General features: G+C 57.5%; 15 protein-coding genes. All 15 read left to right on the top strand.

Annotation, left to right across the window (positions count from 1 at the left end; translation table 11 throughout):
* The first annotated feature begins 12 nt into the window (after positions 1 to 12).
* The 15 genes from ABC395_RS18760 to ABC395_RS18690 all read left to right on the top strand — a co-directional run bounded on the left by ABC395_RS18760 (position 13) and on the right by ABC395_RS18690 (position 15,976).
* A complete protein-coding gene (locus tag ABC395_RS18760) occupies positions 13 to 990 on the top strand; it encodes an ROK family protein (protein ID WP_413005412.1) in 978 nt (325 codons plus the stop codon).
* Positions 991 to 1,408: 418 nt separating this feature from the next.
* A complete protein-coding gene (locus ABC395_RS18755; protein ID WP_413005410.1) occupies positions 1,409 to 4,057 on the top strand; it encodes an exo-alpha-sialidase in 2,649 nt (882 codons plus the stop codon).
* A 185-nt stretch (positions 4,058 to 4,242) separates the two neighbouring features.
* Positions 4,243 to 6,024, top strand: a complete 1,782-nt coding sequence (locus ABC395_RS18750; protein WP_413005408.1) for a sensor histidine kinase — start codon at positions 4,243 to 4,245, stop codon at positions 6,022 to 6,024.
* Positions 6,021 to 6,680 (top strand): response regulator, encoded by a 660-nt coding sequence (locus ABC395_RS18745; protein WP_413005406.1) that lies wholly within the window; start codon positions 6,021 to 6,023, stop codon positions 6,678 to 6,680. The genes ABC395_RS18750 and ABC395_RS18745 overlap by 4 nt, the downstream gene beginning before the upstream one ends.
* Positions 6,619 to 7,881: a helix-turn-helix domain-containing protein gene (locus tag ABC395_RS18740; RefSeq protein WP_413006766.1), complete on the top strand. Its 1,263-nt coding sequence runs from the start codon at positions 6,619 to 6,621 to the stop codon at positions 7,879 to 7,881. Before ABC395_RS18745 ends, ABC395_RS18740 begins: the two co-directional genes overlap by 62 nt.
* A gap of 200 nt (positions 7,882 to 8,081) precedes the next feature.
* Positions 8,082 to 8,975: a carbohydrate ABC transporter permease gene (locus ABC395_RS18735; protein WP_413005404.1), complete on the top strand. Its 894-nt coding sequence runs from the start codon at positions 8,082 to 8,084 to the stop codon at positions 8,973 to 8,975.
* A 16-nt stretch (positions 8,976 to 8,991) separates the two neighbouring features.
* A complete protein-coding gene (locus tag ABC395_RS18730) occupies positions 8,992 to 9,822 on the top strand; it encodes a carbohydrate ABC transporter permease (RefSeq protein WP_103993443.1) in 831 nt (276 codons plus the stop codon).
* Positions 9,823 to 9,920: 98 nt separating this feature from the next.
* Positions 9,921 to 11,252, top strand: coding sequence for an ABC transporter substrate-binding protein (locus ABC395_RS18725; protein WP_413005402.1), 1,332 nt, complete (start codon positions 9,921 to 9,923; stop codon positions 11,250 to 11,252).
* A 92-nt stretch (positions 11,253 to 11,344) separates the two neighbouring features.
* The gene (locus ABC395_RS18720; protein WP_413005400.1) at positions 11,345 to 11,830 is read left to right on the top strand and encodes a NanQ anomerase/TabA/YiaL family protein; all 486 of its coding nucleotides are present in this window, start codon (positions 11,345 to 11,347) and stop codon (positions 11,828 to 11,830) included.
* A gap of 171 nt (positions 11,831 to 12,001) precedes the next feature.
* A complete protein-coding gene (locus ABC395_RS18715; RefSeq protein WP_413005398.1) occupies positions 12,002 to 12,733 on the top strand; it encodes a metallophosphoesterase family protein in 732 nt (243 codons plus the stop codon).
* A gap of 114 nt (positions 12,734 to 12,847) precedes the next feature.
* Positions 12,848 to 13,378, top strand: a complete 531-nt coding sequence (locus tag ABC395_RS18710; RefSeq protein WP_413005396.1) for an HXXEE domain-containing protein — start codon at positions 12,848 to 12,850, stop codon at positions 13,376 to 13,378.
* Positions 13,379 to 13,447: 69 nt separating this feature from the next.
* Positions 13,448 to 13,798, top strand: coding sequence for a VOC family protein (locus ABC395_RS18705; RefSeq protein ID WP_413005395.1), 351 nt, complete (start codon positions 13,448 to 13,450; stop codon positions 13,796 to 13,798).
* A complete protein-coding gene (locus tag ABC395_RS18700; RefSeq protein WP_413005394.1) occupies positions 13,795 to 14,529 on the top strand; it encodes a YdcF family protein in 735 nt (244 codons plus the stop codon). Before ABC395_RS18705 ends, ABC395_RS18700 begins: the two co-directional genes overlap by 4 nt.
* A 23-nt stretch (positions 14,530 to 14,552) precedes the next feature.
* A complete protein-coding gene (locus ABC395_RS18695; protein WP_413005392.1) occupies positions 14,553 to 15,599 on the top strand; it encodes a hypothetical protein in 1,047 nt (348 codons plus the stop codon).
* Between the two features lie 20 nt (positions 15,600 to 15,619).
* On the top strand, positions 15,620 to 15,976 hold the full coding sequence (locus tag ABC395_RS18690; protein ID WP_413005390.1) for a glyoxalase superfamily protein: 357 nt from the start codon (positions 15,620 to 15,622) through the stop codon (positions 15,974 to 15,976).
* Positions 15,977 to 16,026 lie beyond the last annotated feature (50 nt).

The following is a 16,026-nucleotide window of genomic DNA, read 5'->3' as shown; positions in this document are numbered from 1 at the left end:
GGGGCTGAGACGGTGACGATCACGAACGCGGCAAGCGCCGCAGGCGGCGACATCGCCATCGGTGTCGATATCGGCGGCACGAAGATCAACGCGGGGCTCGTTACGCGCGAGGGCGGCGTGCTGCACACGGTCAGCCTGGGCACGATGGCCGGGACGGCCCGCACGGAAGACCGCGTCTTGCAGGCGGTCGAGACCCTCATGGCCGAGGCAAGCGCGGCGTCTGCCGGCAGAGCCTGCGCCGGAATCGGCGTCGGCAGCGCCGGTCAGATCGACTGGGCGGCCGGAAGTGTCAGGTCCGCCTCCGATCTGATCCCCGGCTATGCCGGCACCCCGCTCAGGCGCATCCTGGAGCAGCGCTTCGGCCTCCCCGTTGTCGTCGACAACGATGTGAACGTGCTCGCGCTGACCGAGAGACTGCTGGGAGCGGGACGCGGCTCCTCCAGCTTCGTCTGCCTGGCGCTCGGCACGGGCGTCGGCGGCGCGGTCGTCGCGGACGGACGGCTGCTGCACGGCGCCTGGGGCGGAGGCGGGGAGCTGGGCCACCTTTCCGTCGACTTCAACGGCCCCGCCTGCCTGTGCGGCGGCAGGGGGTGCCTGGAGCAGTACGCGTCCGGGACGAGCATCGCCCGCCGGATGCGGGAGAAGCTTGCCGGATACGGCCTGCCGGACGAAGGGATCGATACCCGGGAGGTGTTCGCCCGCTGGAAATCCGGGGACGCGGTCGCCGCCGAGGTCATGGAAGAGACGCTGGCCGCCCTCGGCTCCGCCGTGGCTTCCCTGATCCACGCGCTCAATCCCGAGCTGATCGTCATCGGCGGCGGCGTAGCCGAGGCGGGTGACGATCTCTTCGAGGGCGTGCGCAGAGAAGCCGCGCAGAGGACGATGCCTTCCATGTGGAAGGGCGTCCGGATCGAGCCGGCTTACCGGGGCAACTGGAGCGGCATGATCGGCGCGGCCCTTCAGGTTTGGGAGTATGCCGGGAGCGAATAAAGTCTGAAACCGCCGGAATTAAGTCGCCCGGCGAAAGGTATATCCATAAAAAACAAGTACGCCGATTATGTCCGAAAACATGATCGGTGTATTTTTTTACAAACACCCCCCCTGTTTTTCGAACGATTTCTGTATCCCAAGATCCGGCCGAAACCAAAACCGAAACCAAAACCGAAACCAAAACCAAAACCGAAGCCGAAACGATATTTCTTTGTAAACGGCAAGCGGGTCGAAAGAACATGAACTTGAGGGAAATAAACGGGATGATTAATGAAGCAAACGGCTTAAACGCGGGGATTGTACCTCGAACAGGTCAAAATACGACCCCGTAAAGTAAAGAGTAAGGGATTTCAAGCGTGTCCGGCAGGGCCTAAAATGAAGACAGCTTCAAAAACATGTACCCGAGGAGGTCGTTTTATTGAAGAAAAAAAGAATGTTTTCGCCGGTTGTTCAAGTGTTATCGCTTGCTCTTGCCTTATGGCTGCTGGGTTCGGGCCTGACAGCGGAACTCGCCTCGGCTGCCCTGCCGGGTGCGCCCGTCCTGGACTATCCGGTGAACAAAACGTTTAACGGAACTACGGATTTCACGGATATAACGGCAGATATTTCAAAAGTATCCGGTCTCGCACAGGGCTCGATTGCCGCCAAGGTAAGAACGTCCAGCGGCGCGGCCGTGAAAACGATTTTCAGCCTTTCGGATACAAAAGATCCTTCCAGCAACATGTCGCTGACGATGAACGGCGGCACGCTGTATTTCGAAAACCGGGAAAACGGCGTGTACGCCACCCGGCTGAGCGCACCGGCTTCCTCCGTTTCCAATGACGGAAACTGGCATACGGTCGTGCTGACCGCCGGAAGCGGCGGAACGGCGATGTATATCGACGGCGCACTGAGCGCTTCGGACTCGTCGGCGAGCTTTTTCCCGAACGTGAAAACGCCGGACGGCATGTGGATCGGCCGCAACGCGGATGACGGGGGAGGCCAGTGGTATTATGCGGGCGACATCGCTTTCGTCCAGGTCTACGACAAGGCGCTGTCCGCGGACGAAGCGCTGGCCGTCAGCACGGACCGCGCGCTCGCGCAAAGCGCCATGACCGCTTCCGCGTCGAGCTTCCAGACCGGCGACGAGCCGGCCAAAGCGCTGGACCGGAATACGGCCACGATGTGGCACACCTTCTGGAACGGCACGGATACGACCCGGGAAATCACGCTTAACCTGGGCGGTGCATACAGTCTCTCCAAGCTGACTTATCTGCCCAGACAGGACAGCTCATCGAACGGAACGATCACAAGCTACGAGATTTACACGAGCGCGGACGGGACGGCTTTCACCAAAGCGGTTTCCGGAACCTGGGCCAACGACAAGACGCTGAAGACAGCGGTATTCGCGGCAAACGGTGCCCGTTACGTGAAGTTGAAAGCGCTCGCAGGAGCAGGGGGCTTCGCTTCCGCCGCCGAAATCGGCGTTTACGCGCTGGGCGGAGACGGTACGCCTCCGGTTCCGGCGGGCTTGAGCGCCAAAGCGACGAAGGCGTCCGAGGTGTATCTGAGCTGGAACGACTCTCCCGGTGCGGCCGGCTACGATCTGGAAGCGGACGGGACCGTCATCGGCGGCGTAAGCTCGCCTTACCTGCATACGGGCCTTGCGGCGGGTTCCACGCATTCTTATAAAATCCGTGCCCGCAACAGCCGCGGCGCGGGCCAGTGGAGCGCTCCGGTTACAGCGGTCACCTTCATGGGCAGCGCGTTCAAAACCGTTCCGGCCGCGCTTTTCGGTCCGAATATGTTCGGCTCCGCGGGCTACCGCATTCCGTCCCTGCTCACCACAAGTAAGGGAACGCTGATCGCGGGCATAGACCAGCGCATCCCGGGCAATGCGGACAGCCCGAACGACATCAACTTCGCCATCCGCAGAAGCACGGACGGGGGGCAGACCTGGAACAGCATCCAGGTGCTGGTCGACTATCCCGGCTCGGGTGCGAACGGGGCGTCCGTGATCGACTCCGAGCTTCTGCAGGACCCGGCGACGGGCACGCTTTTCGCGCTGATCGACCATTTCCCGGGCGGATACGGGTTCGGGCAGGCGAAGGCGGGAACCGGCTCCGATGCAAACGGCTACAAGATTCTTACCGACAATGCCGGCGGAACTTACACGCTGAGAGGAAACGGCGCCGTCTACAACAGCGCGGGAGCCGTTACGGCCTATACCGTCCGCGATAACGGAGACGTGTACAACGGTACGGCATATGCGGGCAACATTTATCTTAAGATGGGTATCGCTCCGGAAAGTCTGCACGAGTACGGCACGTCCTACCTTCAGCTTATTCAAAGCACCGACGACGGCCTGACATGGTCCGCACCGGTCGACCTTAACGCGCAGGTCAAAGCCGGCTGGATGAAGTTTATGGGCACGGGTCCCGGAAACGGCATTGCGATCGGTTCGGGTCCTTACGCGGGACGGCTCGTGTTCCCGGTTTATTACACGAACACCGGAGGTTTCCAGTCCAGTGCGGTCATCTACAGCGACGATCACGGCAAGACCTGGAAAAGAGGAGAGTCGCCGAACGACGGCCGGGTCTTCAACGGGGCCGTTCTGAACGCGCAGACGCTTAACGTCGGCACGGCTCAACTCACGGAGGATGCGGTCATCGAGCTTCCCGGCGGAGGATTGAAGATGTTCATGCGCAACACCGCCGGCGAAAAGCGGGTGGCGGTAGCGACAAGCACGGACGGCGGAGCCACATGGGACAACAATGTCACCTTCGACGCCGCTCTGCCGGAACCGTACTGCCAGCTTACGGCCGTGAACTTCCCCGACCTCGGAGACGGCAAACGCCGCGTCCTGTTCGCCAATCCCGCCAGCACGGGCAGCCGGACCAACGGCACGGTGCGGTTGAGCGAGGACGGGGGCTCCACCTGGTCCTACTCCAAGGTCTTAACCCCAGGCAGCTACGCATATTCATCCATGACGGTGCTGCCGGACAAGAGCATCGGCCTCCTTTACGAAGGAGAGTCCGGTCAGATCATGTTCACCCGTTTTAATCTGGATTGGATTAAAAATCCGTAAACCCGCTACAGGCGGATGGAAGACGCGGTACTTTTCCGCTTCAAGGGAAGGAGGGATTGTACTTTTTACGTTACCCGCAGGGTTGGTTCCGGTTCTTTCAAGCCGTTGATTGTGACGGTTTGAAAGAATCTTTTTTTCCTCCGTCTACTTATCCGGCCTTCAACGGCCTTACGCAGGGGGTTCCCATGAAAAATACATCACGGCTGCTGCAGAAGTGGAATTCCCTTCATAATCAGTTTCTGCTCGTGATCGCGCTCGTTCTGATTTTTCCGCTTCTGCTCAGCTCCTATTGGATCGATAAGCCGCTGGAAACCGTAATCGAAACCAAAATCGGCAATTCCGCCCAGGAAGCGCTCAATCAGGCCAACGGCAATCTGGAACTGTTTTTTCAGGACGTGCTGAAAGCCGCCGTGGATTTATCGCTGAACCCCGGGATCACCGCCATGCTGAAACAGCCGGAAGCGACGACGTACTACGACAAGCTGCGGATAACCGACAGTGTGCTGGACAAGCTGCATACTCCCTTTTTTACGGAAACCTATGTCACCCTGCTGGACAGGCACGGCAGTTGGATGAGCACGAAGTATGTGGGACCCGATTTGTATGAAACATATCTGAAGTCCGACTGGTACCGGCAAACGCTCCAAGAGCCTTACGGAATCAAATGGCTGGTGAACGACCGGGATCATTATCTCTACTATGACAAAAGCAGGCTGCTCACGCTCGTCAAAACGGTTACCGACGCCAACCGAAATATCGGCACTCTGCTGCTCAGCGTCAAGGACAGCGATTTGCAGAAAATGCTGGCCAAGCTGGAAGGCGAGGTCGTACTGCTGGACCAGACCGGCCGTATTATTTCCAGTTCGGTACCCCCGGGCATGGAAGAAATCTCGCTGCGTCCCGAATCGCTGCAAACGATTCAGACGTCCTCCAAAGGTCAGCTCATCATGGAAATCGGGGACAAAAAATGGATAGCGGGTTACGCGACGGTCGGCCTGACGGGATGGAAGCTCGTCCAATATATTCCCCATGAGACGGTATTCAGCGAAATTTATGAGCTCCGGCGGACAAACCGGCTTACGGTCGCGGGCATCGGGCTCGTGTTTATGCTCCTTGCCGTCACCGTTACCCACCGGGTCACCCGTCCGCTAAAATTGCTCAACAAAAAAATGAGCGAAATCGAGAAAAACGATTTCAACAGCTCTCTGCATGAAGCGGGACCGGCCGAAATTTCGACCTTGATCGCCACCTATAACGGCATGTCCGCGCAAATCCGCGATCTGCTTCGGCGCCTGAAAGAGGAATACCGGAAGAAGGAGGAAATGCGCTTCCGGGCGTTGCAGGCGCAGATTAATCCCCATTTTATATTGAACACGCTCAACAATATCAAATGGATGGCTTATATCCGCGAGGACCGGGAAGTGGGTGAAATGCTGTCCAGTCTCGGAAGCATGATGGAGGCGAGTATAGGAAGAGGGGAAACCCTGATTCCGCTGAAAGAAGAGCTGGACTATATCGGACATTACGTGACCTTGATGAAGCTGCGTTTTTCCGAAAAGCTGACGCTGCACGTGGATGTGCCTCCGGATTGCGGAGACCAGGAGATGATCAAATTGCTGCTTCAGCCCTTGGTTGAAAACAGCATCCGCCACGGCATCGAGCTTCTCGACCGCCCGGGCGTCATTGCGATCGGGGCGGAGGTCAGGCGGGAGCGGGGCCTCATGATCCTTACCGTGGCGGATAACGGCTGCGGCATAAGCGGGCTTAAGCTGGAGGCTTTGCGGAAGGAACTGGCGGTCCCGGACGGCTCCTCCCCGGGTGTCGGGCTGCGTAACGTGCAGGAGCGGATTCGCCTGCACTACGGGGGCGGTTACGGACTGGAAGTGGACAGCGAGGCGGGGGCGGGGACTACGGTCACCCTTAAGTTTCCGCTCAGACAGACAGGAGAAAGGAGAGACGGAACATGAAAATTATGCTGGTAGACGACGAGTTTCTCGTCCGGTTGGGGATCAAATCGCTGATCGACTGGGAGCGGCACGGATTCACGTATGCGGGCGATGCCCAGGACGGCCGGGAAGCATTGGCTCTTATCGGGGAAGTCAAGCCGGATATCGTGCTTACCGATATCGTAATGCCCCGGATGGACGGAATCGAGTTGATCGGGCACGTGAAGCGGGACTATCCGCACATTCATATGATCGTGCTCAGCAGCCATACGGATTACGATTACGTGCGGCAGGCGATGAAGCTGGGCGTGGAGGACTATATTCTCAAAGCTTCGCTGAAGCCGGAGGAGCTGGTGGACATGCTTGCCGGGGTAGCGGCCAAAATAAGGGCGGTCTCAGGGCTCCCCGGCTCCGGAGGAAGTATCGGGCGCCGAGGTTCGGCTTCGGCGGTACAATCCGGCCGGAGACGGTACGGGCAGCGGCGCCGGTACCCCGGGCGTGCTCCCGCTGCTGGATTTGGCAGCGCCGGAGTACGCTCCCGGAGCGGCTCGCGGGGAACGGCCCCCGGCCGGCTCCGGCGGAGGAACGGCAAGCGGCGGGGCGGCGGCAGAAGCTCTGGCGGAGCGGCACGGCGCGAGCGGCGCAGGCCGGAGCGAGCGGCCTGCGGCGGGCTCTAGGGGGGCAGCGGCAGCCGGCAGCCCGGCCGAAGATGCCCTGCCTGCCGCAAGTGCCGCCGGCGGGGAAGCCCCGCCCGGCTCCCTGCCCGCGGACGCCGCCCCGCCGCAGCCGGACCCGTTCGCGGATCGGCTGCGGCTGCTTGCCGTCCGCCCGGAGCCGATGTCCGGCGCTTCCGCGGCGCTGCACGACCGGCTGGCTCACCTCGTCCGGCTCCAGTTCGGCGGCCGGTTTGGGACGATGTTCCAGCCGGCCGGCACCGGCGACATCGCGCTGCTGATCCCCGCCTCCGGCACGGACGACGGCTCCGCGGAGGAAGCGAAGCGGCTCGGCGAAGAGCTCGCCGCGGCCGCGCGCCGCTTCCTGAACCTTGCCGTCGCCGGCGGTGTCAGCGGAGCGTTCAGCGGCCGGTCCGGGCTTGCGGGCGCCTACCGGGAAGCGGCGGCTTCGCTGGAGCGGTGCTTCTACGATGCCCGGCCCGGCATCCATGTGTATACGCCCCGGGGTATTCAGCGGGAGGGAGCGCCTCTTCTTACGCCGGAAGACGAGCGGCAACTGCGGGCCGCCGTCAGGCAGATGCATGCGGCGGGAGCGAAGGATCTTCTGCAACTGCTGTTCGACCGGATTCTGGAGTGGGCGGGTCCGGTCGAACAGTTCATGCCGTGGTGCCTCCGCCTCCTGCACACGATCCAGCAGGCGCTGGAACCGCATCACGCCGGAATGCTGGAGCCGCTTGAGCGTGAACTGCCCCTGTACAAGCAGGTGCTGGGTTTCCGTCATGTATCGGAGGCCAGGGACTGGTTCGGGCAGTTGATCGATTACGGCTGCGGACAGGGGGAAATTGTCGTGCCGGGCAGCTTCCGCGACGAAATACGGCAGTTGATCGGGTACGTCAATGTCCACTATGCGGAAGAACTGTCGCTGCGGCGGGCGGCGTCCATGGTCGCGATGAGCGAGAATTATTTAAGCTCCCTGTTCAAGAAAGAGACGCGGGTCGGTTTTACCGACTATGTGAACGGAATCCGCATCGAGAAGGCCGCCGAGCTGCTTGCGGGAACGAGACTGCCGGTGTATCAGATTGCGGAGAAAGTTGGCTTCGGGAATTTCAATTACTTCGGGCGGCTTTTCAAAAAAATAAAAGGGGAAAGCCCCCAGCAGTACCGCTCGAAATACTTGTGCGGAGGAATGCCCCGGACCGTCTGATCAGGCATGCGCCCTCGTGACGGCAGCGTAACCGGGGTTCTTTTTTCTTAATAAAATGAACATTTTCCGTAGAGGAGTGAACAGTGCGGCAAAGTCCGTAACAGAGTGAACATTTTAAAGGGAAGCGTTCCTGTCGGCGCAAGCCCGACCCTTCTATAATCAAAGATGTAAACGCAATCATGGAGAATGGAGGGGTGGTCTTGGCAGCTAAAACGATTCGCTCGGCCCGCTCGCTGAAGGGCAATTTCTGGGGTCTCTTTTTTATCGCGCCGTACGCGATCCTGTTCGTCTTATTCGAGATTTATCCCATTATAAAAGCGTTCTATCTCAGCTTTTTCGATTACGGGCTCGGCAAGCAGACATGGATCGGCGTGGAGAATTACACGAAGCTTTTTACCGACAGCGTGTTTCTGCGCTCGATCGCCAACACGTTCGGTTTTGTCCTCGGCACGGTGCCGCTGACGTTTCTGTTCGCCGTATTCGCAGCGGTTACGATTTACGGCAAGCATAAGCATCTGGCTTCTTTTTTCAGGGGTGCTTTTTATTTGCCCGTTATTACGTCGCAGGTCATTCTTTCGCTCATCTGGGCCTGGATTTACAGCCCGGTGAACGGCATCGCCAACTACACGCTGTCGCTGATCGGCATGCAGCCGGTCATGTGGCTGTCGGACGAAAGATTCGCGCTTCTCGCGCTCATTTTCGTCGTCGTGACCTTCAACGTCGGGCAGCCGATCATTCTGATCCTGGCCGCGCTGGGGAACATTTCCCCGGACTATTACGAGGCGGCCGATTTGGACGGCGCTTCCTCGTTCCGGAAGTTCTGGCACATCACGATGCCGCTGCTCAAGCCGACCTCGCTGTATATTATCGTCATGTCGACGATCTGGGCTTTCCAGACGTTCGTTGTGGTCCAGATGCTGACGGGCGGCGGTCCCAACTACGCGACGTCGACGATCATGTACCTGCTGTACGACACCGCTTTCGTATACGGGCAGCTGGGACTGGCTTCCGCGATGGGAATCGTCATTACGGCGCTCATTTCGGTCGTGGCTATCGCGCAGTTCAAGCTGATGAAGTCCGACGTGGATTTTTAAGAAAGGGAGGACCGTTATGGCAAAATCCGTTTACTGGGCGTACAAGCTCCTGTCCAACATCCTGCTTTATGCACTGGCCGCCGTATTCCTGTTCCCGCTGTACTGGATGGTCACCGGCGCTTTTAAAAACCAGTCGTCAACGGTAAAAATACCGCCGGACTGGTTCCCGACCTCTCCGACGCTGGTCAATTTCAAAAGCCTGTTCGAAGACGGCTCCGTGTTCTACTGGCTCTCCAACAGCGTGATCATCTCGGTCGTTTCGACCGTCGGCGTCTGCCTCGTCGCTTCGATGGCAGGCTACGCGCTGACCAAGCGGAAGTTCAAGGGCGCGGGGATCGTGTTCACCGTCATTCTCATCGCGATGTTCATCCCGCGGCAGATCACGCTCGTTCCGCTCTTTACGATGATGCGCGATCTGGGGCTCGTCAACAACCTGCTCAGCGTCATCCTGCCGGTGCTGACGATCCCGTTCGCCGTCTTCATGATGAAGCAGTTCAGCGATTCCGTTCCGACGGAGCTGCTGGAGGCGGGGCGGATCGACGGCTGCTCGGAGCTCGGCATCTTCTTCCGGCTGTTTCTGCCGATTGTGAAACCGGCCATCGGGGCCTTGGCGATTTTCGCCTTCACCTACGCCTGGAACGACTATTTGTGGCAGCTCATCATGCTCAGCGATAACACCAAAATGACCATGAACGTCGGCATCGCCACACTCGTTTCGGAATATGTCGCGAACTATGGCATGCAGATGGCGGCAGCCACGATCGGGTTCGTACCGGTGCTCGCGGTGTTCGTCCTCTTCCAGGGCTATTTTGTCAAAGGAATTACGCTGGGCGGCGTGAAAGGCTGACCGCCTTCCTCCGCCCGGTACAATGAGTTCCTGCGCGTGACCATCACGCGGATGGATGAATCCTGCATCAATCACTATGAACATATGGGGGAATTCTTTTGAAAAAGTTAGCGCTCACTCTGCTTACGTCCGCGCTTGTCGTCACTGCAGCCGCCGGCTGCGCCAAGTCCGGGGACAGCTCCGGCGCCCAAGGGTCGTCAGGCGGTGACGCCGGCGGTTCCAAAGAAAAGGTCGAGCTGACCTGGTGGGTCGATACCCGCGGCGACGTTCAGGCTGCCTACGACGAGATCAAGAAAGGCTTCGAAGAGGCGAATCCAAACGTCAAGATCAACATGGTCCGCACGCCGGACGACAAAATCAACGAACGGATTTCGATTGCGGCCAACACGAACGAAATTCCGGACATCCAGCAGGGCTCCTTTTTCTGGCCGCTCTCCTATGCGAAAAAAGGACTGCTCGTGCCGCTCGACGACATTATCGACAAGGCGGATTTTGAAGAAAAGACGCTCCAAAGCGTCTCCGTCGACGGCAAAGCGTACATCTATCCGAACAGCACGGTAGCGATCGGGCTCCTGGTGAACAAGGACTTGTTCAAGGAAAAAGGCGCGCTCGACCTGCTGCCGCAAAATATGCAGCCGTGGACGTACGACCAGTTTATGAAAGCGGCCAAAGCGGTGACGGACCCCGCCAAGCAGGTATACGGCTATGGCCTTTATGCCGGGGATACGGGCGGGGACCAGGGCAACCATTCGTTCCTGTGGGGATTCGGCGCGAAATCGTGGAATGAAGACAACAGCAAAGCGGTTCTCAACTCGCCGGAAGGGGCCAAAGGCGTCGAATTCATGACGAAGATGGTCGACGAAGGCGTTGTGCCTCCGGGAGCGGCCGGCCTCAAGGCAAGCACCGAATTCAGCGATATGTTCGTGCAGGGCAAGCTCGGCATGATGTTCGGCAATATCGGCAACCTGCCGGTGCTCAATAAAGCGTTTACCGAAGGCAACGCCAAGAAGTTCGAGGTCGACCTCGTGCCTTATCCGTCTCTCGACGGCCAAAGCTCCAACACCGTTCTGTTCGGGTATGGAACCTGGGCATGGAACACGAAGAACGAAACGAAGATGAAGTGGTCGAAAGAATTCGTCAAGTATATGAACACGCCGGAAAATATGGCCAAGATGGCCAAGGCGGAATCGGTCATCGGCGCCCGCAAATCCATGGCGTCGAACTACGCGGAAGGTACGCTTCAGAACAAAACCATCGGCCTGTTTAAATACGCGGGCAACATCGGTCTGTCCGTACCGGGCTACCCGGAAACGCGAAGCGCATTCTATCCGGAGCTGCAGGCGGCTTTCACGAAGAAGAAAACGGCCCAGCAGGCGCTGGACGATTGGGCCCGCAAAGCGAACGAAATTATCGCCCACACGTCCAAGTAGACTAAGGTCCGGCGGTGATTTCCGCCATGCGGAGCCAGACTGTGCGCGGGGAGCCGTGCACGGAATTTGATAAGCGAAGGTGCGAGAACGACATGATACTGGGAAGCCTCAACAACTGGAAGCAGGACCGCAAGTTTGCCCATCCCGCGCTGGCGGATGTCGTGGACCGGCTGGAAAAAATTCCGTTCCGGGAACTGGAGAACGGCAGGCATCCGGTCCGGGGAGAAGATATTTTCTTCACGATTATGGAACTGGAATCCAAAGATCCTGCGGAAGCAAAAGCGGAGAAGCACGAGCGCTACATCGACGTTCATTTCCTACTGGAAGGGATGGAGACTATCGGATGGTCGGCGGATAACGGAAAGAGCGCCGTAACGGAGCGCAGTCCGGAGCAGGATTACACCTTGTTCGAGCCCGCCGCGGAAGAAGAACGGCTCCGGCTGACTCCGGGGATGTATGCGGTTTTTTTTCCGGAGGATATCCACCGGCCCGGTTTAGGAAGCGAAGGCGGGGAAGCTCCTTCCCCGATTCGCAAAGCGGTGTTCAAAATCAGTACGGCCTTATTTGAAAAAGCTTAAAGGAAGAGACTGCGATGAGTCATCATTGCAGTCTTTTTTTCGTATATTTCGTCTAAGGAGTGGAAGATTGTTTGGGAGGGAAAAGAAGGAAGCCGCCTCGGACGGATCGAAAGTAGATACAACCCAATACAGAGAGCAGGTTAACCTGCCGGACTTACGGAGGACAAACGTGTGGACAAAATAGCGATCCTGTCAGACATTCATGGAAATATACCGGCTCTGGAAGCCGTGCTGGAGGATATCCGGCGCAAAGACATCACGAGAATTTTTTGCCTGGGCGATCTGATAGGCAAAGGACCGGATTCCGACCGTGCGGTCGATCTGATCCGCGAGTACTGCGAGGAGGTCGTCAGCGGCAACTGGGACGATTTCATCACCCGGGAAACGGAGATCGAGGACCTGAAGTGGCATCAGAACGTGCTCGGGAAAGAACGGCTGGAATACTTATCGGGGCTGCCTTTTTCGCTCGAATTTTATATGAGCGGCAAATACGTCCGGCTGTTCCATGCTTCGCCCCGCAGCCTGTACGAGCGCGTGCAGCCGTGGGACGAGCTGGAGAAGCGGCTATCTCTTTTCGAATCCTCCGATAAATGCCGGGAGGAGATTCCGGCCGATATCGCCGGCTACGGCGATATTCACAACGCGTACCTCCAGCATTTGTACGGCAAAGTGCTGTTTAATGCCGGAAGCGTCGGAAATCCGCTCGATCTGACCCAGGCTTCCTACGTCATTCTGGAGGGAAGCTTCGAGTCCCGGACGCCTGCTCCGCTCGAAATCCGGTTCGTCCGGGTTCCTTACGACATCGAACGCTCCGTCAGTCTGGCGGTGAATTCCGGGATGCCTGCGTTGGAAGCTTATATCAAGGAACTTCGTACCGCGAAATACCGGGGCATCAAAGACTAGAGGGCACAGATGCGGGAAGCGGGACGGAAGTCTTGTCTCCGATACGGAGCGGGGACAAGGGCTCCGCATTCCCGTCTCCACGGTCCCGGGCAAGAAAGAAGGAGACGTACATGTATGCTCATAGATGACTATATCTCGCTGAACTCGGTCGTTTGGCTGTTTCTTGCGGCGTTTATGATTCACGATTTCGAGGAAATCATTTTTGTGGAGCCGTGGATGAAAAAAAATTACAAGCGGCTCCGGCCGAGAGTTCCGGGACCTTGGCAGAGGCTGTTTCAGGAGATGTCGGGCGTCACATCATCGCAGTTTGCGGTGGCCGTGTTTGTTGAATTTATTCTTTTCGTGCCGGTTGCGTATTTGGCGGCGGAGCGGGGGATTTGGGCCCTGTTTATCGGGTTCAACGCGCTTTTGTTCATTCACGTGTTTACCCATCTGGGCCAGTCGGTTCTGCTGAGAGCCTACACACCCGGCGTGGTGACGGCCGTAATGGTTGTCCTGCCGTATTCGGTTTATTTGTTCTACAGGCTGCTCCGAGACGGGGCGGCCACCTGGCAGGATCTGCTCGTCTGCGCGCCTTCGGGACTGCTTCTGCTGCCGGTCGTGCTGGCCGGGCATAAGCTCGGGAAGAAGGTCGTGCCGGCCTAGAGCCCGCCCGGTTTCGGGAAGCGGCCGTCACCCGTCATCGCAATGCTTGATCGAACAGGAGGTAGGAGGATGGATAGTCCCATTCACAACAAAATTCGCACCGTCTTTATTCCGGTAAGCGATATCGGACAAGCGGCGGCCTGGTATAGCGGCATACTGGGTCTGCCTCCGGACGGAGAGGTGCTGTTTGGCCATCTGTATGTGCTGCCTATGCAGGGGGCCGGCATTGTGCTGGACAGCAAAATTTACTCGCCGGAGGCGATTTTTAAAACGCCCGTCGTTCAATTCGCGACCGGGGATATCGAGCGGTCCTACGCATACTTGAAAAGCCGTGGCGTCCGGCTGGTCACGGGGATCGAGAACGGACACTGGTTTACTTTTGCGGACCCCGACGGGAACCTGCTGATGGTCTGCCGATGAAGCGCCGGTTCGGAAAACCGAAAGCCGCGGACGTGCTGCTCGCACTGACCGTTTTGAGCGCTCCCTTTTTGTTCAGAGGGCGGTTCGGGATGTTGCTCTTCTGCGCCGCAGTCGTTCTTTTGCTGATTATCCGGAAGATTGATTTCAAGAAGTACGCCAAGCTCCGGAAAACGCTGTGGGCGGGTTCGCTGCTGATCGGCCTTTCTTTCGTCGCCGTAGAATCGTTCGTGATCTCGCAAATGGGTGCCGACGAAGCCGAATCATCGGGAGCGGACACCGTTGTCATTTTGGGATCGGGGCTGAAAGGATACGAGCTGTCGCTCACGCTTCAGCAGAGGCTGGATGCGGCGCTTCCTTACATCTCCGGGAAAAAGGACGCTGCCGTGGTCGTTTCGGGCGGGCAGGGCCCTGGCGAGAATGTGCCGGAAGCGGTGGCCATGAGGGACTACCTGGTGAAGAAAGGGATTGCGGAAAACCGGATTTTTCTCGAAAGCGTATCGACAAGCACCAGTGAGAATTTGAGGTTCACCAAAACCGTTTTGAAAGAAAAAGGCGTCACGGATCCGAAAATCCTCATCGTCACTAGCGACTATCACATGTACCGGGCCAAGCTGCTGGCGAAACGGGAAGGCTATGAAGCGTACGGTCTTTCGAGCCCGTCACCGGCGCATCTCAAACCGGTCAATATGATCCGGGAGTACTTCGCCATGATCAAGACGTGGATAAGTTGATCCGGGGGAAAGTGGGGGTCTACATGTTTGAAGTCCAAACCAAGAAGCTCGGCTCGCGTCCGGATGGACGTCCGGTTGATACAAAGCCGCTGATACGGTCGAATAAATTTATAACCGTTACGGAAAAAGGAGATCTGTATACGCTGGATACCGCGACGGATGCGGTGGAAAAGCTCTGTTCCATCGAATGCCCGGAAATAGATTTCGGGGAAAGTGTGACGATTGAGATTTCGGTACAAGAAGATTTCCTCTCGGTCGTCAACACGTATGGCAAGCACGGAGTACTGGTCGATTTGGCGCGAAAAAGAATAGTGCGTGCTTTTGAAAGGGACGACTATCATTTCAAGCAGTCGAAGTTTCCTACCGCTTTTCTGGAACATAATAAACGCACCTTGTTTGTGCACGGTACGGCATGGAATCGTCTCGATATTACGGACGTTCATACCGGAGAATCCGTGATCCCGCGACCGGATGCGGAATTCGATGCGGATGAGAACGGCTCCGGGGAAGCCGGGCATTACCTGGATTATTTTCACGGACAACTTCTCGTATCGCCCGGAGGTGACTGGATAGCAGATAACGGCTGGATATGGCATCCTGCGGGTTCCGTTACGGCGTGGAATGTACGGAATTGGTTAACGGAAAATGTTTGGGAATCCGAGGATGGGGAAAGCAGAAAAACGCTTTGGTGGGGCAAATACGACTGGAACGAACCTATCTGCTGGGTCGGAAAAACAAAAATCGGAATCATCGGGCGTTATGATCCCGGGCTGTTGGCGGATGAGGAAGAAATGCCGCTTTCTGAGGATTTTCTTTTGAGAATTATGGATGTACGTGACGGGCTGGAGTCAGTCTCTTTCAAAATCGTTCCCGGTGAGCTCTATTACGACGACTATATCTACTGCTCATCTCCGGATAAAGGATTAACAGTTTATGATCCAGGTTCGGGAAAAGAATTGTACGCCAATGCGGGCTTAACCGCAGCTGCCTATCACCCGGGATCCAAGCAATTTTTGACTGTGAACGAATACGATCTTACCGTTTTTACGGTTACACGAAATCCTGAATAACATCTCCGGAGGTGCCGAGAATGTCTTTAACGGATATTACCCCTATTTTGCGCATATTCGATGAACATAAGGCCAAACAATTTTATATGGAGTTTCTGGAGTTCACGCTGGATTGGGAGCATCGTTTCGAGCCCGGCATGCCCTTGTACATGCAGATTTCCAAGGATAAAATCATCCTTCACCTCAGTGAGCATCACGGGGATTGCAGTCCCGGGGCGACGCTGCGCATCGGAGTTTCCGGCGTTGAAGACTTGCAGAGGACGCTGGCCGGCAAAAATTATCCCTACGCCAGGCCCGGGATCGTGCGCACGCCTTGGGAAACAACTGAATGCACGGTGACCGACCCGTTCGGAAACAAGCTGATTTTTTTCGAGTAAAAAAAGGCTGCCGTGCCCTCTCAAAAAACGTCCGGTTGCAGACCGGTCTT

Source organism: Paenibacillus canaveralius, from assembly GCF_047238265.1.
GTDB lineage: Bacteria > Bacillota > Bacilli > Paenibacillales > NBRC-103111 > Paenibacillus_F.
This window is presented reverse-complemented; position numbering and strand designations above follow the sequence as displayed.